This is a genomic window from Roseburia sp. AM16-25, assembly GCF_003473825.1.
In the GTDB taxonomy this organism is placed as follows: domain Bacteria; phylum Bacillota; class Clostridia; order Lachnospirales; family Lachnospiraceae; genus Pararoseburia; species Pararoseburia lenta.
This window is the reverse complement of sequence record NZ_QUCW01000002.1, coordinates 520,915-543,559: the sequence shown is the minus strand read 5'-3', so window position 1 is coordinate 543,559 and position 22,645 is coordinate 520,915. Positions and strand designations below refer to the sequence as shown.

The following is a 22,645-nucleotide window of genomic DNA, read 5'->3' as shown; positions in this document are numbered from 1 at the left end:
ACTCCTATTCTACTGATGCAATGTAATAGTAAACCGGCTGTCCACCCATCTGTAACTCTACCTCCAGATCAGCAAACTTCTCGCCAACAGCAGCGGCAAGTGCCTCTGCATCTTCCTCTGTCACATCTGCACCATAATAAATGCTAACGATAGCAGAATCTTCGTCTACCATTTCAGCGATCATATCAAGGAATACGGTCTGGATGTCAGTATTCACGGCAAGGATGCCGGCATCACCGATACCCATATAATCTCCCTCATGGATCTCCTTGTCGTCGATCACGGTATCACGCACTGCATAAGTGACCTGACCGGTCTTGACATTGGAAAGTTCCTCGATCATACGATCTTCATTTTCCTTGGCACTCTGCTCCGGAATGAAGTTGATCAATGCTGTAATTCCCTGTGGGATCGTCTTGGTCGGAAGAACGATGACTTCCTTATCCTCACACAAAGAAGCCGCCTGATTTGCAGCCAGTATGATATTTTTATTGTTTGGCAATACAAAAACGGTCTTGGCAGGTACTTTAGCAATCGCACCCAAGACATCCTCTGTGCTAGGATTCATGGTCTGACCGCCTTCGATCATGTAATCTACGCCCAGTTCCTTAAAGATCTCATTGAGACCTTCGCCGATCGATACGGCAACAAATCCCATTTCCTTTTCCGGTTCTGCGCTGGCAGGTGTCTCTTCTTCAGTTTTCTTTTCCTCAGCCTGCTGTGCAACCGCTTTCTCTGCATCCTTGAGCAGACGCTCCTGATGCTCCTCACGCATATTGTCAATCTTGATCTTGCTAAGAGAACCATGTGTCAGGGCTTTTTGAATGGCAAGTCCCGGATCATTGGTATGTACATGGGTCTTAACGATCTCATCATCTGCAACAACGACGATAGAATCACCGATGGATTCGAGATAGCCCTTGTACTCCTGCTCTTGTGCCTCAGTCAATGGTTTATCTAAAACAATAATAAATTCTGTACAATAACCATACTTGATCTCTGCCTCAGCCTCCGGAGCAGTCTTTGCCACATTGCCGGATCCGGATTCTGTTTCGATCGTATAGTCTACTTCTTTGCCAAGCAGACAGTCATAAGCACCCTGCATAACAACGACAAGTCCCTGTCCGCCGGAATCTACAACGCCGGCCTGCTTTAATACGGGAAGCATATCCGGTGTCTTTCCAAGGACATAATCAGCCTCTTTGATCACTTCATCAATAAAGTAAACAATATCATCTGTCGTATCGACTAATTCCAATGCCTTGTCCGCAGCGCCCTTGGCAACAGTAAGGATCGTACCTTCCTTTGGCTTCATAACAGCCTTATAAGCGGTCTCAACGGCACGCTGCAACGCTTCACACAAAACATCGACATCTACCTGATCTACCTCTTTGATAGCCTTTGTAAATCCACGTAAAAGTTGTGAAAGAATAACGCCGGAATTTCCGCGTGCACCGCGAAGGGAACCGGATGAAATTGCCTTGGCAAGAGTCTTCATATCGACCTGCTCCAATGCACTGACTTCCTTGGCTGCTGACATGATCGTCATTGTCATATTAGTTCCGGTATCTCCGTCCGGTACCGGGAATACATTCAGTTCATTGATCCATTCTTTTTTAGACTCTAAGTTCTTTGCACCTGCTAAAAACATCTTGGCTAATGTAGATGCGTTAATTGTATTGGCTTCCACTATCGTATATCCTCCTTAGTCAATTACTCTTACGCCTTCAACGTAGATATTCATTGCCTTGACTGTCATACCGGTAAATGATTCTACTTTGTACTTGACAGTCTCCATCAAATTGTCAGCAACGGTAGCCACGCTGACACCATAAGAAATAATCACATGGAAATCAAGTGTGATCTCATTGTTTTCATCAATAGAGACAGCGATTCCATGATTCAGATAATCCTTCTTTAATAACTTTACAAGACCATCCTTCATATTGACAGCAGCCATGCCTACAATACCGAAGCACTCTACTGCTACAGATCCTGCATAAGTTGCGATAACGTCTGATTCGATCACGATCTTACCCAAATTGGTTTCCATTTGACCTTGCATATATATACCTCCACAATAATCGTCCATAATATAAATGACATAATATGTATTTATTATAAACGTTTTTCCATAAAATACAATCTAATTTTTGGCTTTCCCTATATTTTTTGAAAAAAAGAAGCAAAAAAACGTTGCTTTTTAGAAAATGCTCTGATATAATATGCGTGTTGCGATTTTGTATCGAATACAGAAATTACAAAACCATAATCCAAGGAGGTGCAGTCATGGCTAAGTGTGCAGTTTGTGGAAAAGGCGCTCATTTCGGAAATAATGTGAGCCATTCTCATAGAAGATCAAACAGAATGTGGAAATCAAACATCAAGTCTGTTAAGTGTAACGTAAACGGAACACCTAAGAAGTTGTACGTATGTGCTTCTTGCTTACGTTCTGGTAAAGTTGAGCGAGTTTAATATTTCGTCAATCAGGGAATTGTCTTTTAGACAGTTCCTTTTTTTGTTACCAAAATACTCCTCACGCTCTCCCCTTCTACTCAGTCGCAACAAAAGAGTTTAAATCCGACACACAAAAGTCCTATCGTCAGTAAAATACAGATGCATCCGTTTCCGATGCAATTTCCGATAAAGATCCCCACGCCTGTAAAAAACATGCCGAAGCCGATTACTTTTTTCATAATAAAAAAGACATATAAAATATGTGATCTTACATATATTATATGCCTTTTCTTTTACATTATTGCATGAAAAAAACCTTTACCAGACGCCGCCACCGCCGGATCCACCACCGGCAGAACCTCCGCCGCCGGAAGAACTCGGGCTGTTTGCTATTGTCTATCAGTGACAACAGCCCCCGCAAGTGGAGCCGCAGGAACTTTCTCCGCCGCAGCAACTTCCCGCGCCATGATCACAGTCACAATTCGGTGCATTTTCGATCAAAAGGCTTCCCTGCATAAAAGCCTCGATCGCATCATCTGCCAAGCCTTCTACATTCGGACACACGGCAATGCCATAGGCGGAAAGTGCCTGCATGGCTCCGTCACCGATGTTCTGACAGATGACCAAAGATACCGAATAATCATCCATGGTACTTGCCACTGCTTCATGTCCCTGTCCAAAAGGGGCTACCACTGCCGAATCCATGATCCTGCCATTTTCGATTTCATACAATTTGAAGAAATCAGCATGACCAAAGTGCTGCCCTACATTTCCTGTTTCCTTGTCATAAGTAATTGCTACTACCATTATTGTCTCCTCTATTTATAAAATTATTTTGTACTTTCCAATCCTATCTCTACGCTGCATATAATTCCACCACCTGGCCTACATCAATCAGATCTGTTTGTCTGACTTGCTCTGGATCCAAATAAAGTTAGCTTTCGCAGCTCTGTCTAAACCTACTCCTCTACCGTAGCATTATTGACAGCATCACTTAAAATATCTTCCATCTCCTCATGGGCAGCCTTTCTTGCCTCAGGATCCTGCTCGGCTCCTTCCTTCTTGCTCACGAACTTGTCTACAAAGTCAGGCACCATATCCAGGATCTTTTCGATACCGGAATTGCGCTCCACACTGATCATGCGGGTAATGCCATTATGGATCACCAGCACAGCGCTCGGTGTGAGTTTTCCGCCCATACCACCACCGGAGTTATTTTTCTTTTCTGCACGAAATGCCCCCGCAGCCACGCCAAAGGTTACATTGACAAGCGGTACGATGATCGTATCGCCGATATGGATGGCATCACCGACAACGGTCTTGGTGGAAATAAAACCATCCATCCCCTGAAAGAGTGTATTGACTGTCTCATTAAATACTTCATTATTCTTTTCCATATTACCTCTCCTTTATGATCTCTGCATCCCTGTGCATCTTTATAAATGAAATAATTTTTTACAATCTTTATTAAAATATACGCTAACTATAAGATAAACGAAATGCCATGAAAATACAATTCCCTTTAAGGAAATACTGCCCAGAAGATATAGTTCAGCGCTTTCAAAGTCCGGAATGATACGACATTTCTTTCCATAACATACCGGGCAAAGGCTGATGACTCCGGTCGCCCCGCCGGTCAGTGCCGGATCTCCCAGCGAAAAATCGACATCCGCTTCCATGATCGTCGGCTTGACGCGCCCTAAAATCCAGAGTGCCTTTTGCAGCAGAAAGAATACGGCATTCTTATTATGCTCATCCGTCACATTTTTATGAAATGTCTGCCATTTTTCTTTCAGACCGCCACTCGGCTTTTTTGTTTTGGACTTGTTCTTCTTTTTTGCAGCAGTCTTTTTCGTCTGTTTTTCCTGCGCCCCTGCCTGATTTCCGGCATCCTCCGCAGACTCATTATCTGCCTGAGCAGATGTCGCCTTTGTCGCAGATGCCGTCTTGCTCGACTCTGCCATACGTTTTACATCTGCTTTCGATACGGTTTTATCTTCTAAAATCTCCGCTATATCATCATCATCCAGAGTATCCTCCGCCGGCATATCCTCGGCAAAATCCTCTGCATCCGCCTCATCATCTGAAACAGCCTTCGCCTTTTTCTTCCAAGGATAGATCTGCAACATCCCCCAGAAAGCATAGATCCGCACTTCGTATTCCTCTGCAAACTTGGCAAAGCGCAACTGCCAGAAATGCAAAAAGCCGGCGAAATATACCTGTCCTTCCCAGCCGTCCTCTATGCTATGACTGCCGGAGAGTTCATAGTGGAAAGGCAAAAACAAGAGGTACAAAAGGATGAAAACGACCAAGCCCAGCAGGATAAGAAGAATCATGCCGATTACTTTTAAAATGGATAAGATAATTGTTAATACACCCATTTACGCACGCTCCTCTTTCTCAAATTTCTGCCGGAAATAGGCTTTCACCTGACAGTCTCCGGTCTGACTGTACACATCCCCATAAATGCGTTCTACCAGACTTCTTGCATGATAATAGCCCTTTGCCACGCCAATGATATCATAAGACTTATGGCGAAAAATCGGGATTTTTAAGGTTGCAACCGGAATGATCTCTAATTGTCCGTCACTGATCTCAGACAGGACGATCAGATATAAGGGTCTGACCTGCAAGCCATGATCGACCATAAACTGTATATACTTTAGGCTTCCTGTGATATTTTCACTGACATATAAATCCTTGTACCATCTCATATAGTATTACCCATTTATCCAGAATTTACCGGTTTTATTTCTAATATGCGCCAAAATAAGCATCAAAGATCTTTTTGGTCGCCGGTACGGCATAATGTCCGCCGGATTCCACACCCTCCATGACAACAGCCACGGCGATCTGCTTGCCTTCCGCATTCTTGGCAAAGCCTACAAACCAGGAGTGATCCTCATTTTTGTTGGATGAAAATTCAGCCGTTCCTGTCTTTCCGTATGCTTCATACAGGTCACTGTTCAAGACACTGCCGGTTCCGTTCGTGACAACAAAACGCATATATTCCTGCAAAGTCGCAGCATCCGAAGATGACAAAAGTTCGCCGTAAGAAGTCGCATCAAACTGCTTGACGATCGTTCCACTCTCGTTTTGTGTATGATCGATGATATATGGTTCCATCAAAGTACCGTTATTTGCGATCGCACTGGCGACCATTGCCATATGCAGCGGCGAAACCATGGTATCTCCCTGACCGATGGCTGTCTGCATGATCAAAGAAGATGATGCTCCATCCTCCAAGGTCATTTTGCTGACGGCGGTATTTTTTAAGGCTGTCGGCAAGTCCTGGTTAAAGAGCATCTTCTGGCACAACTTATGGTAAGCATCCAGATCCAGAGACAGCCCGATATTGGAAAAAGCACAATTGCAGGAATTACCAAAGGCATCCATGAGGTTTTCACTGCCGTGTGCCTTATTATTATAGCAATGCATGGCATAATTGTTGTATTCAAAAGTGCCGTTACAATCATAGGAAAATGCATTCGGATCATTGCCCTGCTTTAAATAAGAAAGCAAGGTAAAGATCTTAAAGGTCGATCCCGGTGCATACAAGCCCTGTGTCGCACGGTTCAAAAGCACAGTAGAATCGGAATCTGCCGCCACATAAGAATCCCAGTTCTGTGCGATGGTATTGGGATCATAGTCCGGTTTGGAGACCATGGCAAGGATCTTGCCTGTTGCAGGATCAATGACAATCGCCGCACCATCCTGGGAACCCATGGCATCATAACATGCCTGCTGTAAGGACACATCCAGGGTTGTAACGACATCATCCCCCGGATTCTTCTCGTCACGGATCTCGTTAAAAATACGGGTTAAGATAAAGGCATTGGAACGGAGCAGATTGTAGTTGGCATCCAGTTCCACCCCGGACATACCGTTGACCGAATAACCGACGGCATGGGCAAAAACACTGCCATAAGGATATTTTCGGGTCTCGTTGCCCGCTTCATCCACATTTGTCGTAGCAAGCACCGTACCGTCATTTGCAAGGATATCGCCCCGCACGGTATAATCGGAAAGTTTTGCCAGTCTCGCATTGTAGGAATTATTGATAAAATCTTCGCTTTTAAACTGCATAAAATAAATGATCCAGCCCGTCATACAGATAAAGAGTGCCAAAAATACATAGGTGACGATCGCATATTCCTTATTGCGTGTCGTCGTCCGCCGCTCATTCTTTGCCTTTCTCGGTGTCTGCATCTGACGAGACTGCTCGTACTTTGCCCCTCTTGTACTTGTCTTTGTTTTATCTCTGCGCTTCTTTTTCTGCTTATCGTTGAAATCTAGGATCTCAACTTCTTTATCTTCGTTTCTTTCGTGCGCGTTCCATTCTTTCATCAGACTCTCCTTCATCCACCTGCATTACATACAAGCCCTGAATAATCGCAAATAATATGATCGTGCTGAGCAGGGAACTACCACCATAACTTACCAGTGGCAGGGTGACTCCCGTAGACGGTATGAACTTTGTCACGCCGCCCAGTGCCAAAAAGACCTGCGTGCCATACAAGGTACCGATCCCCAGAGCGATCAATTTATAAAAGATGTCCTTTACCTGCATTGAGATATTGAAAAACATGAGGAAACAGGAAATGCAGATAAAGATGATACAGATTGCAAATACCACGCCGAATTCCTCAGCGATCGCTGAAAAGACAAAGTCCGTTTTTACGACCGGGATCTTGTCCGGCATCCCCTGACCCAGACCGACGCCAAACCAGCCGCCAGAACCAATGGCAAAGAGGGATTGTGAGATCTGATAGCCCTGGTCGTCGATCACGCTTAAAGGATCTTTCCAGGCGATCACACGGTCTCTGACATGGGCAAACAAGTGATATGCCACAACAGAGGCTAATGCCCCGGAGCCAAGTCCCAAGACCATATAGATGGGCTTTCGGCTCGCCACATAGAGCATGACCAGATAGGTGATCAGATAGATCAGCGCCCCACCCAGATCACGCGATGCCACCAGGATCAAAACATGCAATGCCGCTAGGATCGTCACCTTTACCACATGATGAAACTCCGTCGATTTGTAAAGCATGCATGCTGAGAAAAAGATAAATAAGATCTTGATAAACTCCGATGGCTGCAAAACGACCGGTCCGATGCTGATGCTGAGTTTGGCACCGTAAGTCGTCGATGCTGCAAGGCATACAAAAGCCAGTCCACCGATACCGATCAGACCATACAAAAAGCCCAGTTTATCCCAGACCTTTAACTTGGCAACCAGAATCGGCACAAAACAGGTGATCACGACCGCTACGCCCGCAAAGGCAAACTGCTTGATCGCCTTATCGATATCCAGTCTTGTCAGGATCAAAAAACTGATTGCCAGCAGCATGCACATATTATTTACCAATGCCTTGGAGGCATGGGCATAGATCTTCTGATAGATCAAAAGCGTGATGGCAAACAAAAGGATCTCACACAGGCAAAGCCCTAAGACCCGGATATCCTGCATGACCAGATACAATACCAGATTGGCATTGATCAAAAGCCCATACATCAGGGTCGTCTGTTTTTTGTAAAGCCTCGTCTGTCTGCGCTCCGAAATATTCTTTTTCAGTGTTGCAAAACAATAATAGGTATAGATCGCTATCATAAAAAGCATGGAAAAGCGACTCACCGAAACGATCAAATGAACCATTATTCTACTCCTCGTTTAAAATGGCCTTTGGTATAGTTACCGTCATCTTTGGCATCCTCTGTGCCAAAACCCTTATGATAAAAGGCATTCTCATATCGCGCTAAGACCTGCTTCATCTCCTCTTTTGTCTCAAAAGAAAAGTCCATGCGATATCCGAAAAAGCCCAGACTCTCTAAGGTCTTGTTTTCAGAAATGATCTGATAGATCTTGCTGTTGTATATCTCATTATAACAAAAAGCACAGCAGTTTTTAACTGGAAATCTCTCTTTGTAGCGGTCTTGCAGATAATATGTCCGCGGCCTATGATCGCAGCCTCTTGCATTTGCGTTCTGACAGTTTGCCGTGATCATGAGCGGTATCCTGCCATAGAGTAACATATAAGATGCTGCATTGTAGCGGTGGCGCAGTTCTTTGGCATTGAGTTCCAATGGTGCTGTATTGCGTGGATAGCCCATCTGCGCAAAAGCCTGCTGGCTCCGGTCAGAAAACGTATAGAGCCTGTGATCTAAGATCACGCGGTCCCTAGGATATGCTATGCTTTCCAAAAATCCCAGTCCATCATAGGAGGCTGCGATCATGCCGTCAAAATAGGAATCCGCAAAAAGAAAATCCCATGCCCGCAAAAGATCTGTCTCCTTTTTGCGACAGATCGGTGGCATTAGCAGATAGATCTCTTTATTCTTTGCATGAGCGTTTTCGCAGATCCTTGTTACCTTTTCAAGACATGCATCTTTTGAAAGTCTCTTATCCTGCTCCCATATAAAGAAGGCAAGCGGCAGACCGATTGTTTTTACCAGATTGTCCTCTAAGGCAAGCACATACTGGTCTTTGGTCTGACAGGTGACAAGCAGATGCAGCAAAGCGTCCGCCTTTTGTCCATTTTCCTCCATTTCCAACTTTTCAAAGTCAAGTGCCGGTTCTCTCTTGCCTGATCCTTTTTCTATTTGTTCCAGTAAGGCATCTAAAGCATTCCGGCGGATTTCATTGATACGCCCCATCGGAAGAAAGGCGCCCGATTCCAATGTGATCTCAAGATCTAAAAAAGTAAAAGGTGTGTTTCCCGTTTTTTTTAATTTCACCTCTACCTGTTCCTCTGTGATCGGCGTTTTACCGGCAGTCTCTACCACATCTCCAAAGACTTCTACACTTGCCGCACGTTTTCCATCCTGATATGACACACAGAGTCTGGCTGGACAGCCGATCTGTAAGTAACATCTGCCGGATACGCCTAATTTTTCTGCCACAGGCTCCGTGGTTGCAAGGTCTGCCTTCTCATGGGACGGCTTGGTATAGGTGATCATATCCGGGTCATTTTGCCTGGTAAAATAGGCGTGAGTAAAGCCCTTACGATTGCCAAGATCAAAGATCCGCTGACGGTCTGCCTTGCTGACAGGCAGGTCTCTGCCCTCCAGATAAGCATCCATATACCTTCGATATAAACTAACCACACCTGTTGCATATTCCTTTTGTTTCATGCGTCCTTCGATCTTAAAGGAGTAAACGCCCGCCTCTGCCAGTGCCTTGATATAATCTATGCCACAGAGGTCTTTTGGACTGAGCAGATACTGCCCCGGCATGCTGGATTTTTTTCCATGTTCATCCAGCAGATCATAAGGCAGACGGCATGGTTGTGCACAGCGACCACGATTACCACTGCGCCCGCCCAGCATACTGCTCATCAGACATTGACCGGAATAACAGACACAGAGCGCCCCATGGATAAAGGTCTCGATCTCGATGCCGGTCTTTTGGTAGATCTCTGCGATCTCCGCAATAGACAACTCACGCGAAGTGACAATACGGCTGGCTCCCTGCTTTTGTAAAAGGGCGGCTCCGTCTGCTCCCGCAAGTGTCATCTGGGTGCTGGCGTGGAGTGCCAGATCCGGAAAATAAGATCGGAGCATAGCAAAAACGCCCATATCCTGCACGATGACCGCATCCAGTCCCGCCTCATAATAGGCACGTATATACTTGTATAAATCCCGTTCGATCTCTAGATTTTTTAAAAGGGTATTGACCGTCAGATATGCCTGTCTGCCATATAAATGCGCATAGCGGATAGCCTCTGTTCCTTCCTCTATACTGAAATTCTTTGCATAGGCTCTGGCACCAAAGAGATCGCCCCCAAAATAGACCGCATCCGCCCCGGCATCGATCGCACTTTTAAAGATCTCAATATTCCCCGCCGGAGACAATAGTTCCAGTTCTTTTGCTCTCATACATCCTCTTTCCTATTATACAAAAAGGACAGTTTACACTGTCCTTACTTATCTTCCGCTATATCTCCAAGCAATGCATCTTCAAGCGATGCCTCCAACTTGGACTTCTGGACCAGCAATTCCTGCTTATCCGCTTCTAAAGCCTTGATCTTTTCCTCGTAGTTTTCGAGTTTGATCTGATCTGCGATCAAGTCATGCTTAAGATCATAGATCTCTTTTTCTTTTTGATCCATATCCATCTGATATTTGTCGACAGATTCCTTTGCCTTAAAATAATCGTCTGCAATATTGAGGGCAAGAAGCGTACTCCGGGTATCCGCAGATAATCTACGGAACTCCTCCATCTCATTAAACTCGCTTATTTTATTGTTGATGTAGGCACCTACTTTTTGCAGATAATCTTCTTCTTCGTATCCACTTAAGGTATATACCTTACCATCAATAATGACTTCCGCGCTTTTTTTCGCAGCCATAAAACGCTTCCTCCTACTGTCTACAATATATCTATTATATCGGGTTATTTTTAGAATTACAAGACTATTCCCTTATTTTTCCAATCCCAACTGCTGATATGCCAGATCGGTCGCCACACGTCCCTTTGGCGTCCGCATGATCAGTCCGTTCATGACCAGATATGGCTCGATCACATCTTCGATCGTTCCCGAATCCTCGCCGATCGTCGCTGCCAAGGTTTCAAGGCCTACCGGGCCACCGGAAAAATTATGAATGATGGTCTCTAAGATCCTTCTGTCATTGCGATCTAAGCCCATAGAGTCCACATCCAAAAGGTCAAGTGCCGCCGCAGCCACTTCCTTTGTCACCACGCCGTCATAACGTACCTCCGCAAAATCACGCACACGGCGCAAAAAGCGGTTGGCGATACGTGGCGTTCCTCTGGATCGTCTTGCCAGTTCGTAGGCACCTTCCTCATCGATCTTGACATTTAATTTTCCCGCCGACTGTAAGACAATGGTCTGCAACTCCTTTGCGTTGTAGTATTCCAGATGATGTACCACGCCAAAACGGTCACGCAGCGGTGCCGACAAAAGTCCTGCTCTTGTCGTCGCTCCCACCAGCGTATAGCGAGGCAGTTCGATACGCACGGATTTGGCTGAATTTTCTTTGCCGATCAAAACGTCCATGGCATAATCTTCCATGGCGGTATATAAAAATTCCTCCACCTGCTTGTTCAAACGATGGATCTCGTCAATAAATAAGACATCCCCCTCGCGCAGGTTGGATAGGATTGATGCCATGTCCCCTGTCTTTGCAATGGCAGGGCCGGATGTGATCTTGATGTTGGAGCCCATCTCACTTGCAATGATGCAGGCAAGAGTGGTCTTACCAAGTCCCGGCGGTCCGTAGAAAAGCACATGATCCAGTGCCTCTCCACGGTTCTTTGCCGCTTCGATATATACTTTTAAATTATCCTTGATGCGATCCTGCCCGACATATTCCGCCAATTTGACCGGACGAAGGGAGGATTCCACACTGCGTTCTTCTGTCAGAACTTCTGTTGATATAACACGCTTTTCCATATCCTGCTCCTATAAAAAAGACATTTTCTTTAAGACTTCTTTCAAGACCACTTCCACGGTATCGTCCTCCGTGATCTCCATATCTTCCATGGCACGCAGTGCCTGGGATGCCGAGTAACCGAGTGAGGTCATGGCATCGATCACATCCGTCTTGATCGCAGAGGCAGCATCATTTACCGGAATGCCGCTGGCACTGCCCGCCGGTGCGATCTTATCAATCTTGTCTTTGAGGTCAATGATAACACGCTGGGCTGTCTTAGAACCGATCCCCGGTGCTGCCGCGATCGCCTTGGCATCCTCTGCTAATATGGCAAAGCGCAGATCCTGCGCACTTAAGACACCAAGGACTGCCAAAGCCCCCTTGGGCCCGATCCCGTTGACACCGATCAAGAGTTTAAACAGAGCCAGTTCTTCCTTGGTGCGGAAACCAAAAAACTGCATAGCATCTTCTCTTACATACAAATAGGTATAGATCTTGACATTGCCGCCCACATTTGGCAACTGGTAGACCACAGATTTTGGTATAAAAAATTCATAGCCAATCCCATGATTATCCACCACGATCGTTTCTTCATTTACTTCAACCAACTGACCTGAAATATAGGAATACATAATCTCTCCATCATCTTATAAAATGTTTTGTTCTCGTATAGATTTCCTGGGCTAAAAGTCCGATCAAAAGTCCCGTGATCCAGCCACCGACAAAAAGGAAGGGAAAATAGCCGAAGATATAGTAATTCTTAACGACCACCATAGCCACCAAGATCTGCCCCAGATTATGGGTTATCCCTCCACAGATACTGACGGCGATCATATGAAACCAGCCTGTCTTTTTTAAAAGTGCCATGACAAACAAACTGAGCAGTCCGCCCGCCAGACTATAGAGGATACTAAAGGCATTTCCAAACATAAAACCGGCAAGCAAAATACGCATGAAAGATACCGCCAGTGCCTCTTTTGTCCCATAAAAGTAAAGAAGAAGCACAACGACAATATTGGTCAGTCCCAGTTTCATGCCCGGCACCCCGAAATAAAAAGGGATCAGGGATTCAATATAACTACAGATCAATGCCAGTGCTAAAAAAACACCCAGCAATGCGACTTTTTTTCTCATATCCACCTCTAGTTTGCCACCGAGTCGATCCCGGATGTATCCGCAGAGACCACGGTAACCACTACCTTATTGGGAAGGCAGACGATGGTCTCCTTATCGTGGCTCTTTTTCCCCTGCTTTTCACAGAGTTTGTCCGGACAAGTGGCATCCTGCATAAAGATCTCTCCATCCTGAATACAAAGGACATTGCATACAGAATCATCCTTTTTGATTTCGATCGTCTGGTCTTTTTTCAGATCATAAGTACCATAGGTTTCACCATCCAGCGTGACAATAGCTTTTTCTGCACTTTCCTTTTGCCAAAAACTCGTATAGCCCCAGATAGCGATAGCAATGATTGCTAAGACTCCCAACAGAATCCAATCTCTCTTACCAAAGTGCTGTCTCATCAAACCCGCTCTCCAATATAGTAAAATCCTTTACACTCTACCAGTTTTATCGGAAGGATCTGCCCGATCAGATCGGCTTCTCCCGGGAAATGTACGGTAGAGTTATTGCTCATACGTCCGGTCATCAGGCTGGCATCATGCTGGTTGATTTCTTCTACCAAAACATCTACAGTCTTGCCTTCGTAGACCTTTGCCTTTTCTGCGGAGATCGCCTGCACACGGCTAAGCAAGCGGTCAAAACGGTCTTTTACCACATCTGACGGGATCTGATCGTCCATGGATGCAGCAGGCGTACCGGTTCTCTTGGAATAGATAAATGTAAAGGCACTGTCATAGCGCACTTTTTCTACGACGTCTAAAGTCTCCAAGAAATCTTCCTCGGTCTCGCCCGGGAAACCGACAATGATATCGGTTGTGATCGCCATATCCGGCACTGCCGCGCGGATCTTATCTACCAGAGTCAAATAATCTTCCTTGGTGTAATGGCGGTTCATCTTTTGCAAGATCTTGCTGCTGCCGGATTGCAGTGGCAGGTGTAAGTGCTTGCAGACCTTTTGGGATTTCCCCAGAACCTCGATCAGTTCATCGGATAAATCCTTTGGATGGGATGTCATAAAACGGATACGTTCCAATCCCTCGATCTGCTCCACCTGCTCCAACAACTGGGCAAAAGTCACCGGCTCGTCCAAATTCTTTCCGTAGGAATTGACATTCTGTCCCAAGAGCATGACTTCTACCACGCCGTCTGCGACCAGTTTTTCAATCTCACGGATAATATCGATCGGCTTACGACTGCGCTCCCTGCCCCGGACATAAGGTACAATACAATAACTGCAAAAATTATTGCAACCGAACATGATATTGACACCGGATTTGAAACTGTATTTTCTCTCAATCGGCAGGTCTTCTACGATCTGGTCGGTATCTTTCCAGATGTCTACGATCATAGACTCGGATAAAAGCGACCGCACCAAAAGTTCTGCGAATTTGTAAATATTATGTGTACCAAAGACCAGATCGACAAAACGATATTTCTTGCGGATGGTCTCAACCACATGCTCTTCCTGCATCATACAACCGCACAGGGCGATCATCATATGAGGATTTTTCTTTTTCTTATTGTGCAGATAGCCCAAATGTCCATAGACCTTGTTGTTGGCATTTTCACGCACGGTACAGGTATTGTAGAGCACAAAATCCGCATCCTCGGAATCCGCCTGCACATAGCCGACCTGCTCTAAGATACCGATCAGTTTCTCAGAATCTCTGGCATTCATCTGGCACCCGAAAGTATTGACACAAAAGGTCAGTTTGCGTCCGGCTTCCTTTTCCTTATCTTCTAGGATCTGCTTTGCTACGTCAATAAAATAATACTGTCTTTCTACTTCGGTAGCAGGAATCTTGTCTTCCGAAAGCACATCTTCTAATCTCATCATAAAGTTATTCTCCTTCAAAAGGCTATGGACGGATCTGTCCATTTCCGTAAATAATATATTTTGTGCTGGTAAGCGCTTCTAAGCCCATCGGACCTCTGGCATGCAGTTTTTGTGTGCTGATGCCGATCTCTGCGCCAAATCCAAATTCAAAGCCATCCGTAAAGCGGGTAGACGCATTGACATAGACGCATGCTGCATCAATCTCATTTAAGAATTTCCGGGCATGGTTATAGTCCTGCGTGATAATGGCTTCCGAATGTCCGGTATTATACTTGTTGATATGATCGATCGCCTGATCAATATCCGATACGATCTTGACGGAGATCTTGTAATCCAGATATTCCGTTCCCCAATCCTCATCATTTGCCATAGAAATATCCGGGCAGATATTCTTTGCTCTGGCATCCCCTCGGATCTCGACATTGTGGGCAAATAATCTCGTCTTTATCATAGGAAGGACTTTTTCTGCCACATCCTTATGGATCACAAGGGATTCGCAGGCATTGCAGACCCCGATACGCTGTGTCTTGGCATTTTCGATGATGTCTACCGCCATGGAAAGGTCAGCGGTCTCATCGACATAGATATGACAATTTCCGGTTCCGGTCTCAATGACAGGGACGGTCGCATTGTTCACCACGGCACGGATGAGTCCTGCTCCCCCACGCGGAATGAGAACATCCAGATATTCGTTCATCTTCATAAACCGGTTGGTAACCTCGCGATCCGTATCGGTGATGAGTTCTAATGCATGTTCTGTCACGCCCGCCTTTTTCAGGCTTCGTTTGATGCTGGCAACCATTGCCATATTAGAGTAAAGAGCATCACTGCCGCCTTTTAAGATCACGGCATTTCCGGTCTTAAAGCAGAGTCCGAAAGCATCTGCCGTGACATTTGGCCTTGCCTCATAGATCATGCCGACCACACCGATCGGTACACGTTTTTTTCCGATGGTCAGACCATTCGGACGATTTTTCATGGAAAGTACTTCTCCGATCGGGTCATCCAAAGCGACGACCTGACGTAAGCCCTCTGCCATCTGCCTGATTCGGGACGGGGTCAGGAGCAGACGGTCCAAAAGTCCCTCCGGCATGCCTCCCTCTCTGCCTTTTTCCATATCTTTTTCATTTTCTGCTAAGATCTCAGCTGCATCCGCTTTCAGACCATCTGCAACCATTGTCAGTGCATGGTTCTTCTCATTTGTTCCCATGGTCGCTAAGACTCTGGATGCCTCTTTTGCCAGACTTCCTAATTGTTTTAAATCACTCATGCTCTCTCCTCATTTCCCTTGCACACCAAAAGACCGGATGGCGTCATCAGATAATCCATGGATATATCCTGCGCCTCTTTTGGGATCTTTTCTACTAACTGTTCCTCAAAACAGCATCCGATGCGTATCAGCCCCGGAAATGCCTGTAGATATCTGTCATAATAGCCCTTGCCATAGCCGATCCTGCCGCCTGCGGCATCAAATCCCAGTCCCGGAACCAAGCATATGCCCCGATTGTCTGTCAAAAGATCTTTTTCGTCCGCCTGCGGTTCTAAGATACCAAAGGCTCCTTTTTTTAAATCTAACAGTTGCCGGATAACATAAAAATCCATGGTATCACCAAAGACCTTGGGCATGCCTATCCTGCTATGTCTCTCCAAAGCATCTTCAATCAGTATCTGCAAAGACACCTCGGATCTGGTGGCACTATATGCATAGATAATATCTGTCTCTTTTACCATAGGCAGATCCAACAGATTTTGACAGATCTGCCTGCTGTAAGTCTCCCGCACATCTTGTAGCAGGGCATCCCGCCTTTTTTTGAGTTCTTTTCGCAGTTCCTGCTTATTCATGCTTCTTGCCGTATTTTTCTCCCAGGTTGACGATCGTTCCGTCTGCTTCTTTGACATCAATATTGTTTAACTGACTTCTCAGATTCTTTCTTACACTATCCAGATATTCCTGACGGAGTGCATGTTGTTCCTTTGCTTCTTCCTCTGTCAGCCCCTCTGCCTTGGACTTTTTATATAATTCATTGATCCTTGCAATCTTTTCCTCTGTCATTAGTTCATATTCTCCTCTATAAAATCTGCGATGAAAAAGTCATCCTTTTTGTCTGCTTTAAAGACGGTTCCCACAAAATCATCCTCTAAAATCTGATGCAGGACCCCCACATCCTTACCATTGGCGATGATCATATCCGAGCCGGAATAAGTAGCGATCCGCGCAGCATTGAGTTTAGTCGTCATGCCGCCGGTGCCCACATCACTGCCTGCCTTAGAACTTGCCATATGCAGATACCTTTCATCCAACTGTTCTACCACGTCAACCAGTTTTGCCTCCGGATCTGTCTTGGGATCTGCCGTAAACAGACCGTCAATATCGGAAAGCAGGATCAGAAGATCCGCCCCGATCAAAGAGGCAACGATCGCTGCCAGTGAGTCATTGTCACCAAACTGGATCTCATAGGTGTTTACCGTATCGTTTTCATTGACGACCGGGATCACGCCCAGACGAAAGAGTTCTTCAAACGTATTCTGTGCATTTTTGCGGGATACGTTATCGATCATGGTCTTTTTGGTCATCAGGACCTGACCGCACTGCTGGTGGTATTCTGCGAAAAGTTTCTGATAGGTCATCATGAGACTGGCCTGTCCTACCGCAGCACATGCCTGTTTAGTCGAAAGGTTCTTGGGACGCTTGGTGATACCGAGCATCTTTCGTCCGACGGCGATAGCACCGGAAGATACCAGGCAGACATCGATATCCTGATTTTTCAAGTCACAAAGTTCCCGGACCAGTTTTTCCAGTTTGATAAAATCCAGCTGGCCTGTTTTTTTATGTTGTAAAGAAGAAGACCCGATCTTGACAACGATCCGCTTCTTATTTTTAAATCTATTTTTCTTCATAAGATCTTATCCTTCCAAATCCCTAATAAACCAATGTAATTATAGCGAATATCTCTTTTTTATGCAATTCATTTATGCTATCATAATAGGACGATAAAAATGAGGTGTTTACCATGAAAAAAATACATGCACTCGGCTTATCTTTTTGCCTCTTTTTGACCTTGCTCTCACTGGGCGGGTGTGGAAAGACGACAGAGCCGATCTCAAAGACAGGCTTTTATTTTGATACGGTCATAACCATTACCTTATATGACGCATCCTATGAAAAGGAACTGGATCACTGCTTTTCTATGGCAGAAAAATATGAGGATCTTTTCAGTGCCCAAAAGGAAGGTACAGATATCTGGAAGATCAATCACAGCCAAGGACAAGCCGTGGAAGTCAGTGATGAGACAATCGACATCCTAAATGCCGGTATTGCTTACAGCAAGTCTAGCAATGGCAAGTTTGATATCACGGTCGGAAAATTATCTTCCCTTTGGGATTTCTCCGAATCGTCTTCCAAGGAAATCCCATCCGTAGAAGCCATCCAGGAAGCCCTTGCCACTATCAACTACCAAAATATTGTCATTGACGGCAATATGGTCAGCCTGACAGATCCGAATGCTGCCATAGATCTTGGCGGTATCGCCAAAGGCTACATCGCCGATCAGATGAAAGCCTACCTTAATGACCAGGGCGTTCAAAGTGGGCTGATCAATCTGGGGGGCAATGTCTTATGTGTCGGTCCGAAGGACGGCGATGAAAAATCTTATAAGATAGCCATTCAAAAACCATTTTCCGAGGACGGTACGGCACTTGCCACAGTAAAGGTGGCTGACGACTCGGTCGTCACCTCCGGCACCTACCAAAGATACTTTGAAGTAGATGGCAAGCGTTACCATCACATCCTGGATCTTTCCACCGGTTATCCATGTGACAATGATCTGGATTCCGTAACGATCATCAGCCATGACTCTCTTACCTGTGATGCCTTAAGCACGACGGTCTTTCTCATGGGGCTTGACGATGGTCTTGCCTATGTAGAAAGCCTTTCCGATGTAGAAGCCATCTTTGTGACAAGCGACGGATCCATCCAATACACTTCCGGCATCGGAAAAACCATCCCTTTTGAATTATTAGATAAGGATTATAATATAGTAGTAAAGTAAAAAACGGATAGGAAAGACATTTACGATCTCTCCTATCCGTTTTATTATTTTCCAAAACTCTTTTAAAAAGATGATCTTACTTGGAAAGAATGATCTTCTTCGGACACTTCTGTGCACAGACACCACAGCCTACGCACTTCTCCTGATCGATGTATGCCACATTGTCAATGACATGTACGGCATCATGCTCACAGTTCTTCTCACAAAGATGACATCCGATACATCCAACCGAACATGCCTTCATGACATCCTTACCCTTGTCCTTAGAACTACACTGTACTAATGTGGTAGCCTCGTAAGGAACCAGTTCGATCAAATGCTTCGGACAGGTGCTCACGCACTTACCACAAGCCTTACATGCTTCCGGATCAACCTTTGCAATACCGTCTACGATATGGATAGCGTCAAAAGGACAAGCCTTTACGCAGGAACCAAATCCCATACATCCATAGTTACAAGACTTTGGACCGCCGCCTGGTACGAATGCCATTGCCTGGCAGTCTTCTACACCGGCATACTCATAGTCCTTGCCAGCCTTTTCACAAGTACCGGCACACTTTACAAAAGCAACCTGCCTAACGCTGTCTTCAGCAGCAACGCCCATGATCTCGCCAACCTTGGCTCCAACCGCAGCGCCACCGACCGGACAACCATTGACCGGTGCTTCTCCCTTGACGATGGCAGCAGCCAGACCGGAACATCCGGCATAACCACATCCACCACAGTTATTTCCCGGCAGAACACCAATAATTGCTTCTTCTCTTTCGTCTACTTCAACCTTGAACTTTTCTGATGCAAAGCATAAGAAAAATCCCATCAAACATCCTGTGCAGCCGACAATGACAGCGGCTACAATAACTCCTGTTACGCTCATCTGTCAGCCCTCCTACTTAATAATTCCTGAGAATCCAAAGAATGCGATCGCCATAAGTCCTGCTGTAACAACAACGATGGCAGAGCCCTTAAATGGCTTTGGAATATCATTGAATTCGATCTTCTCACGGATACCAGCCATGATCACGATAGCGATGGTGAAGCCTACTGCTGTACCAAATCCGTTGATCACGCCCTCTAAGATATTGTATCCCTTGGTTACGTTCTTAAGTGCGATACCAAGTACAGCACAGTTTGTTGTGATCAGCGGCAGATATACACCAAGTGACCGATACAGTGCGGGAATCTGCTTCTTTAAGAACATCTCAACAAACTGAACCAATGCAGCGATCACAAGGATGAATACGATCGTCTGCAAATAAGAAAATCCAGTCGGCTCCAAAATAAACTTGTAAATAAGTCCTGTTACAAAACTTGAAATGGTAATAACGAAAATAATGGCACCGCCCATACCGGCAGCTGTCTCAATCTTCTTGGAAACGCCAAGGAAAGGACACAGTCCAAGGAACTGGCTAAGCACAACGTTATTTACGATTGCAGATGCAACCAATATCAAAAGTAATTCTTTCATTGCTCTTCCTCCTATTCCTTATCCTTTGCTTCTGTCTTTGTTTCTGCCTTTGCTACGCTGACATTAGACTTGCCTGAGCAAGATCCCATACCACAAGACTCGCAGTCTCCTGCAAGACATCCGGTAGCCGGTGCGATATGTTTGCCCTTCTTCTCTGCATTTGCACGGATCACATTCATCAGTGCGATCAAGAATGCCAGTACGAAGAATGCTCCAGGAGCAAGAACAAAAATAGTGATCGGTGTATAACCTGCTTTTCCTGTTGCAGCATCTGCAAGCGGAAGGATCTGGAAACCAAAGATCTGACCTGCTCCCAGGATCTCACGTACGATACCGATAGAGGTAAGACCTACGGTAAATCCAAGTCCCATACCAAGTCCATCAAAGATAGACGGAATGACAGGATTCTTAGAAGCATATGACTCTGCTCTTCCTAAGATGATACAGTTTACTACGATAAGCGGAATATAGATACCAAGTGCTGAGTAAAGACTTGGAATAAATCCCTGTACCAGGAACTGTACGATCGTTACGAAAGATGCAACGATAACGATAAATGCCGGCACACGTACACGGTCCGGAATAATATGTCTCAACAAGGAAATCATTAAGTTGGACATAACAAGTACAACGGTTGTGGAAAGTCCCATACCAAGTCCGTTGATCGCAGATGTGGTAACAGCAAGTGTCGGACACATACCAAGCATCAGGACGAAGGTAGGATTTTCTTTGATAATACCGTTCTGTAAACGTTCTACGATCTTATTCATTTGACGCACCTCCTACAAGGCTGTTGTAATAAGTAAGACCAGCATCGACACCATAGGTAACTGCCTTAGATGTGATCGTTGCACCACTGATGGCTTCGATCTCTGTATCGGCTGTCTTGCCAGACTTGGTAACTTCCAAGATCTGCGCAGGGATCCCGGCGAACTGGCTCATAAAGCCATCTTCTTTTGCCTTCATACCAAGACCTGCTGTCTCACTAATATCTGTAATGGAATAACCATTTAAAGTACCATCGTTTGTCACACCCATAGAGAATGTGATGTCTCCGCCGTATCCGGCATGAGATGTGATCGTGATGACATAACCGATCGCCTGCCCTGCATCATCTTTTGCAACCACGCAATTTGTAATATCATCATCTGTATAACCTGCATCAGCAGCGATCTTTGTTGCTGCGTCAGCATCAAATCCTTCCAAATCTTCAAAGGAAGCAGCATCTGCAAATACAGCCTTGTAAGACTCCTGGGTTGCAGACTCCTGTGCCTTTGCGATCGGATCCTTTGTGATCTCATATACACCACCAAGGCAGACACCGGCAATAAGAGTAATTGCAGTAAGGACTAATGCGTCTTTTACTAATTTATCCATTATTTGTTGCCTCCCTTCTCCTTGACAACGCCAAAGGCTCTTGGAATTGTGATGCGCTCGATCAAAGGAACCAAAAGGTTACTGAAGATGATCGCATAGGAAACACCTTCTGCGGATGCACCATAGATACGGAAGATACCGGTCAAAATACCAAGAACGATACCGTAAAGGATCTTGCCGTTTGGTGTGATCGGTGAAGTCACGTAGTCGGTTGCCATAAAGAAGGCACCAAGCATAAGTCCACCACCACATAACTGTGCAACCAGATAGTTCATATCAAATCCATGTCCACCAAAGATCAATACAAAGATGGCGAAAGTAATGATATAAGATCCCGGAATACGAAGATCGATAACCCCGAATAAGATCAGGATGATCGCACCGATCAAAAGTGCGATAACAGATGTCTCACCGATGGTTCCGGCTGTCGTACCAAGAAGCATTGACATGGTATCTACGCTCTCACCAGCCTTTAAAGCAGCAAGTGGTGTTGCACCTGTCACGCCGTCATAAGTAAAACTTGTCATAGATCCGGTAAAGGAGATCAAAAGGAAACATCTTGCTCCCAGTGCCGGGTTCATGAAGTTCTGTCCCAGTCCTCCAAATAACATCTTGACGATAACAATAGCAAATACACCGCCAAGGACTGCCTGCCACCATGGTAATGTTGGTGGTAAGTTGAGTGCTAACAGAAGTCCTGTAACAACTGCACTCAGATCATTGATTGTGCTCTTTTTATGTACGATCTTCTCGTAGATCCATTCAGAAGCCACACAGGATGCGATAGTCACAAGGATCAATACCAGTGCATGCAATCCAAAATTGCAGATACCGAAGATAGATGCCGGAAGCAAAGAGATCACTACCAATGCCATGATCTTCTGGGTATCCATTTTATCTCTAACGTGTGGCGAAGATGTAACGTTTAATAAATCACTCACA

General features: G+C 45.4%; 26 protein-coding genes. 2 read left to right on the top strand and 24 right to left on the bottom strand.

The genetic code is table 11. The annotated features are described in order from the left end of the window. Positions 1-4: 4 nt before the first annotated feature. Together DW183_RS06535 and DW183_RS06530 are read right to left on the bottom strand one after the other, a co-directional pair. A complete protein-coding gene (locus DW183_RS06535; RefSeq protein WP_118281171.1) occupies positions 5-1,690 on the bottom strand; it encodes a DAK2 domain-containing protein in 1,686 nt (561 codons plus the stop codon). A 15-nt stretch (positions 1,691-1,705) separates the two neighbouring features. After that, positions 1,706-2,065, bottom strand: a complete 360-nt coding sequence (locus DW183_RS06530) for an Asp23/Gls24 family envelope stress response protein (RefSeq protein ID WP_118281170.1) — start codon at positions 2,063-2,065, stop codon at positions 1,706-1,708. A gap of 224 nt (positions 2,066-2,289) precedes the next feature. Here DW183_RS06530 and rpmB point away from each other — a divergent pair, with 224 nt between their 5' ends. Continuing rightward, positions 2,290-2,475, top strand: a complete 186-nt coding sequence (gene rpmB, locus DW183_RS06525; RefSeq protein ID WP_118281169.1) for a 50S ribosomal protein L28 — start codon at positions 2,290-2,292, stop codon at positions 2,473-2,475. 381 nt (positions 2,476-2,856) lie between these two features. Here rpmB and DW183_RS06520 read toward each other — a convergent pair whose 3' ends face one another. From DW183_RS06520 to proB, 17 genes are all read right to left on the bottom strand, one after another. Then, the gene (locus DW183_RS06520) at positions 2,857-3,264 is read right to left on the bottom strand and encodes a NifB/NifX family molybdenum-iron cluster-binding protein (protein ID WP_118281168.1); all 408 of its coding nucleotides are present in this window, start codon (positions 3,262-3,264) and stop codon (positions 2,857-2,859) included. A 152-nt stretch (positions 3,265-3,416) separates the two neighbouring features. After that, positions 3,417-3,854, bottom strand: coding sequence for a GerW family sporulation protein (locus DW183_RS06515; protein WP_118281167.1), 438 nt, complete (start codon positions 3,852-3,854; stop codon positions 3,417-3,419). Between the two features lie 39 nt (positions 3,855-3,893). Further along, the gene (locus DW183_RS06510) at positions 3,894-4,838 is read right to left on the bottom strand and encodes a hypothetical protein (RefSeq protein ID WP_118281166.1); all 945 of its coding nucleotides are present in this window, start codon (positions 4,836-4,838) and stop codon (positions 3,894-3,896) included. Further along, on the bottom strand, positions 4,839-5,171 hold the full coding sequence (locus DW183_RS06505) for a hypothetical protein (RefSeq protein WP_118281165.1): 333 nt from the start codon (positions 5,169-5,171) through the stop codon (positions 4,839-4,841). A gap of 40 nt (positions 5,172-5,211) precedes the next feature. After that, positions 5,212-6,804 (bottom strand): peptidoglycan D,D-transpeptidase FtsI family protein, encoded by a 1,593-nt coding sequence (locus DW183_RS06500; protein ID WP_243069527.1) that lies wholly within the window; start codon positions 6,802-6,804, stop codon positions 5,212-5,214. Further along, complete coding sequence (locus tag DW183_RS06495; RefSeq protein ID WP_118281164.1) at positions 6,767-8,116, bottom strand: FtsW/RodA/SpoVE family cell cycle protein; 1,350 nt, start codon at positions 8,114-8,116, stop codon at positions 6,767-6,769. Before DW183_RS06495 ends, DW183_RS06500 begins: the two co-directional genes overlap by 38 nt. Beyond that, entirely contained in the window at positions 8,116-10,335 is a 2,220-nt protein-coding gene (locus DW183_RS06490; protein ID WP_118281163.1) for a peptidase U32 family protein, read from the bottom strand. Before DW183_RS06490 ends, DW183_RS06495 begins: the two co-directional genes overlap by 1 nt. A 44-nt stretch (positions 10,336-10,379) precedes the next feature. Then, positions 10,380-10,808 carry a cell division protein ZapA gene (locus DW183_RS06485; protein ID WP_118281162.1) on the bottom strand — a complete coding sequence of 143 codons (429 nt, stop codon included), beginning with the start codon at positions 10,806-10,808 and terminating at the stop codon, positions 10,380-10,382. A 72-nt stretch (positions 10,809-10,880) separates the two neighbouring features. Then, positions 10,881-11,873, bottom strand: a complete 993-nt coding sequence (gene ruvB / locus DW183_RS06480; protein ID WP_118281161.1) for a Holliday junction branch migration DNA helicase RuvB — start codon at positions 11,871-11,873, stop codon at positions 10,881-10,883. 9 nt (positions 11,874-11,882) lie between these two features. Next, a complete protein-coding gene (gene ruvA, locus DW183_RS06475; RefSeq protein ID WP_118281160.1) occupies positions 11,883-12,485 on the bottom strand; it encodes a Holliday junction branch migration protein RuvA in 603 nt (200 codons plus the stop codon). A gap of 10 nt (positions 12,486-12,495) precedes the next feature. Continuing rightward, the gene (locus DW183_RS06470) at positions 12,496-12,987 is read right to left on the bottom strand and encodes a Gx transporter family protein (RefSeq protein WP_118281159.1); all 492 of its coding nucleotides are present in this window, start codon (positions 12,985-12,987) and stop codon (positions 12,496-12,498) included. An 8-nt stretch (positions 12,988-12,995) separates the two neighbouring features. Beyond that, a complete protein-coding gene (locus DW183_RS06465; RefSeq protein WP_118281158.1) occupies positions 12,996-13,376 on the bottom strand; it encodes a NusG domain II-containing protein in 381 nt (126 codons plus the stop codon). Further along, the gene (gene miaB / locus DW183_RS06460) at positions 13,376-14,812 is read right to left on the bottom strand and encodes a tRNA (N6-isopentenyl adenosine(37)-C2)-methylthiotransferase MiaB (protein WP_243069526.1); all 1,437 of its coding nucleotides are present in this window, start codon (positions 14,810-14,812) and stop codon (positions 13,376-13,378) included. The genes DW183_RS06465 and miaB overlap by 1 nt, the downstream gene beginning before the upstream one ends. Positions 14,813-14,834: 22 nt before the next feature. Next, positions 14,835-16,082: a glutamate-5-semialdehyde dehydrogenase gene (locus DW183_RS06455; protein ID WP_118281156.1), complete on the bottom strand. Its 1,248-nt coding sequence runs from the start codon at positions 16,080-16,082 to the stop codon at positions 14,835-14,837. Further along, complete coding sequence (locus DW183_RS06450) at positions 16,079-16,654, bottom strand: 5-formyltetrahydrofolate cyclo-ligase (RefSeq protein ID WP_158573030.1); 576 nt, start codon at positions 16,652-16,654, stop codon at positions 16,079-16,081. The genes DW183_RS06455 and DW183_RS06450 overlap by 4 nt, the downstream gene beginning before the upstream one ends. After that, complete coding sequence (locus DW183_RS06445; protein ID WP_118281154.1) at positions 16,647-16,865, bottom strand: DUF896 domain-containing protein; 219 nt, start codon at positions 16,863-16,865, stop codon at positions 16,647-16,649. Before DW183_RS06445 ends, DW183_RS06450 begins: the two co-directional genes overlap by 8 nt. Further along, positions 16,865-17,710 carry a glutamate 5-kinase gene (gene proB, locus DW183_RS06440; RefSeq protein ID WP_118281153.1) on the bottom strand — a complete coding sequence of 282 codons (846 nt, stop codon included), beginning with the start codon at positions 17,708-17,710 and terminating at the stop codon, positions 16,865-16,867. Before proB ends, DW183_RS06445 begins: the two co-directional genes overlap by 1 nt. 113 nt (positions 17,711-17,823) lie before the next feature. Here proB and DW183_RS06435 point away from each other — a divergent pair, with 113 nt between their 5' ends. Next, positions 17,824-18,861 carry an FAD:protein FMN transferase gene (locus DW183_RS06435; protein WP_118281152.1) on the top strand — a complete coding sequence of 346 codons (1,038 nt, stop codon included), beginning with the start codon at positions 17,824-17,826 and terminating at the stop codon, positions 18,859-18,861. A 76-nt stretch (positions 18,862-18,937) separates the two neighbouring features. Here DW183_RS06435 and DW183_RS06430 read toward each other — a convergent pair whose 3' ends face one another. From DW183_RS06430 to DW183_RS06410, 5 genes are read right to left on the bottom strand one after another with little or no spacing between them, the layout of a single operon-like run. Continuing rightward, on the bottom strand, positions 18,938-19,735 hold the full coding sequence (locus tag DW183_RS06430) for an RnfABCDGE type electron transport complex subunit B (protein WP_118281151.1): 798 nt from the start codon (positions 19,733-19,735) through the stop codon (positions 18,938-18,940). Positions 19,736-19,747: 12 nt separating this feature from the next. Beyond that, complete coding sequence (gene rsxA, locus DW183_RS06425) at positions 19,748-20,326, bottom strand: electron transport complex subunit RsxA (protein WP_118281150.1); 579 nt, start codon at positions 20,324-20,326, stop codon at positions 19,748-19,750. 11 nt (positions 20,327-20,337) lie between these two features. Continuing rightward, entirely contained in the window at positions 20,338-21,096 is a 759-nt protein-coding gene (gene rsxE / locus DW183_RS06420) for an electron transport complex subunit RsxE (RefSeq protein ID WP_118281149.1), read from the bottom strand. Next, the gene (locus tag DW183_RS06415) at positions 21,089-21,703 is read right to left on the bottom strand and encodes an RnfABCDGE type electron transport complex subunit G (RefSeq protein WP_118281148.1); all 615 of its coding nucleotides are present in this window, start codon (positions 21,701-21,703) and stop codon (positions 21,089-21,091) included. The genes rsxE and DW183_RS06415 overlap by 8 nt, the downstream gene beginning before the upstream one ends. Beyond that, the gene (locus DW183_RS06410) at positions 21,703-22,644 is read right to left on the bottom strand and encodes an RnfABCDGE type electron transport complex subunit D (protein ID WP_118281147.1); all 942 of its coding nucleotides are present in this window, start codon (positions 22,642-22,644) and stop codon (positions 21,703-21,705) included. The genes DW183_RS06415 and DW183_RS06410 overlap by 1 nt, the downstream gene beginning before the upstream one ends. Between the last annotated feature and the right edge of the window lies 1 nt (position 22,645).

What these genes read in the sequence shown, in the direction of transcription:
- DW183_RS06520 (WP_118281168.1), bottom strand. Translation starts at nt 3,264, where the DNA reads ATGGTAGTAGCAATTACTTATGACAAGGAAACAGGAAATGTAGGGCAG.
- DW183_RS06450 (WP_158573030.1), bottom strand. Translation starts at nt 16,654, where the DNA reads ATGAATAAGCAGGAACTGCGAAAAGAACTCAAAAAAAGGCGGGATGCC.
- DW183_RS06515 (WP_118281167.1), bottom strand. Translation starts at nt 3,854, where the DNA reads ATGGAAAAGAATAATGAAGTATTTAATGAGACAGTCAATACACTCTTT.
- DW183_RS06430 (WP_118281151.1), bottom strand. Translation starts at nt 19,735, where the DNA reads ATGAGCGTAACAGGAGTTATTGTAGCCGCTGTCATTGTCGGCTGCACA.
- ruvB (WP_118281161.1), bottom strand. Translation starts at nt 11,873, where the DNA reads ATGGAAAAGCGTGTTATATCAACAGAAGTTCTGACAGAAGAACGCAGT.
- DW183_RS06490 (WP_118281163.1), bottom strand. Translation starts at nt 10,335, where the DNA reads ATGAGAGCAAAAGAACTGGAACTATTGTCTCCGGCGGGGAATATTGAG.
- DW183_RS06435 (WP_118281152.1), top strand. Translation starts at nt 17,824, where the DNA reads ATGAAAAAAATACATGCACTCGGCTTATCTTTTTGCCTCTTTTTGACC.
- miaB (WP_243069526.1), bottom strand. Translation starts at nt 14,812, where the DNA reads ATGATGAGATTAGAAGATGTGCTTTCGGAAGACAAGATTCCTGCTACC.
- DW183_RS06465 (WP_118281158.1), bottom strand. Translation starts at nt 13,376, where the DNA reads ATGAGACAGCACTTTGGTAAGAGAGATTGGATTCTGTTGGGAGTCTTA.
- rsxA (WP_118281150.1), bottom strand. Translation starts at nt 20,326, where the DNA reads ATGAAAGAATTACTTTTGATATTGGTTGCATCTGCAATCGTAAATAAC.
- rsxE (WP_118281149.1), bottom strand. Translation starts at nt 21,096, where the DNA reads ATGAATAAGATCGTAGAACGTTTACAGAACGGTATTATCAAAGAAAAT.
- DW183_RS06470 (WP_118281159.1), bottom strand. Translation starts at nt 12,987, where the DNA reads ATGAGAAAAAAAGTCGCATTGCTGGGTGTTTTTTTAGCACTGGCATTG.
- DW183_RS06505 (WP_118281165.1), bottom strand. Translation starts at nt 5,171, where the DNA reads ATGAGATGGTACAAGGATTTATATGTCAGTGAAAATATCACAGGAAGC.
- rpmB (WP_118281169.1), top strand. Translation starts at nt 2,290, where the DNA reads ATGGCTAAGTGTGCAGTTTGTGGAAAAGGCGCTCATTTCGGAAATAAT.
- DW183_RS06500 (WP_243069527.1), bottom strand. Translation starts at nt 6,804, where the DNA reads ATGAAAGAATGGAACGCGCACGAAAGAAACGAAGATAAAGAAGTTGAG.
- DW183_RS06455 (WP_118281156.1), bottom strand. Translation starts at nt 16,082, where the DNA reads ATGAGTGATTTAAAACAATTAGGAAGTCTGGCAAAAGAGGCATCCAGA.
- DW183_RS06510 (WP_118281166.1), bottom strand. Translation starts at nt 4,838, where the DNA reads ATGGGTGTATTAACAATTATCTTATCCATTTTAAAAGTAATCGGCATG.
- DW183_RS06530 (WP_118281170.1), bottom strand. Translation starts at nt 2,065, where the DNA reads ATGCAAGGTCAAATGGAAACCAATTTGGGTAAGATCGTGATCGAATCA.
- ruvA (WP_118281160.1), bottom strand. Translation starts at nt 12,485, where the DNA reads ATGTATTCCTATATTTCAGGTCAGTTGGTTGAAGTAAATGAAGAAACG.
- DW183_RS06415 (WP_118281148.1), bottom strand. Translation starts at nt 21,703, where the DNA reads ATGGATAAATTAGTAAAAGACGCATTAGTCCTTACTGCAATTACTCTT.
- proB (WP_118281153.1), bottom strand. Translation starts at nt 17,710, where the DNA reads ATGAAGAAAAATAGATTTAAAAATAAGAAGCGGATCGTTGTCAAGATC.
- DW183_RS06485 (WP_118281162.1), bottom strand. Translation starts at nt 10,808, where the DNA reads ATGGCTGCGAAAAAAAGCGCGGAAGTCATTATTGATGGTAAGGTATAT.
- DW183_RS06445 (WP_118281154.1), bottom strand. Translation starts at nt 16,865, where the DNA reads ATGACAGAGGAAAAGATTGCAAGGATCAATGAATTATATAAAAAGTCC.
- DW183_RS06495 (WP_118281164.1), bottom strand. Translation starts at nt 8,116, where the DNA reads ATGGTTCATTTGATCGTTTCGGTGAGTCGCTTTTCCATGCTTTTTATG.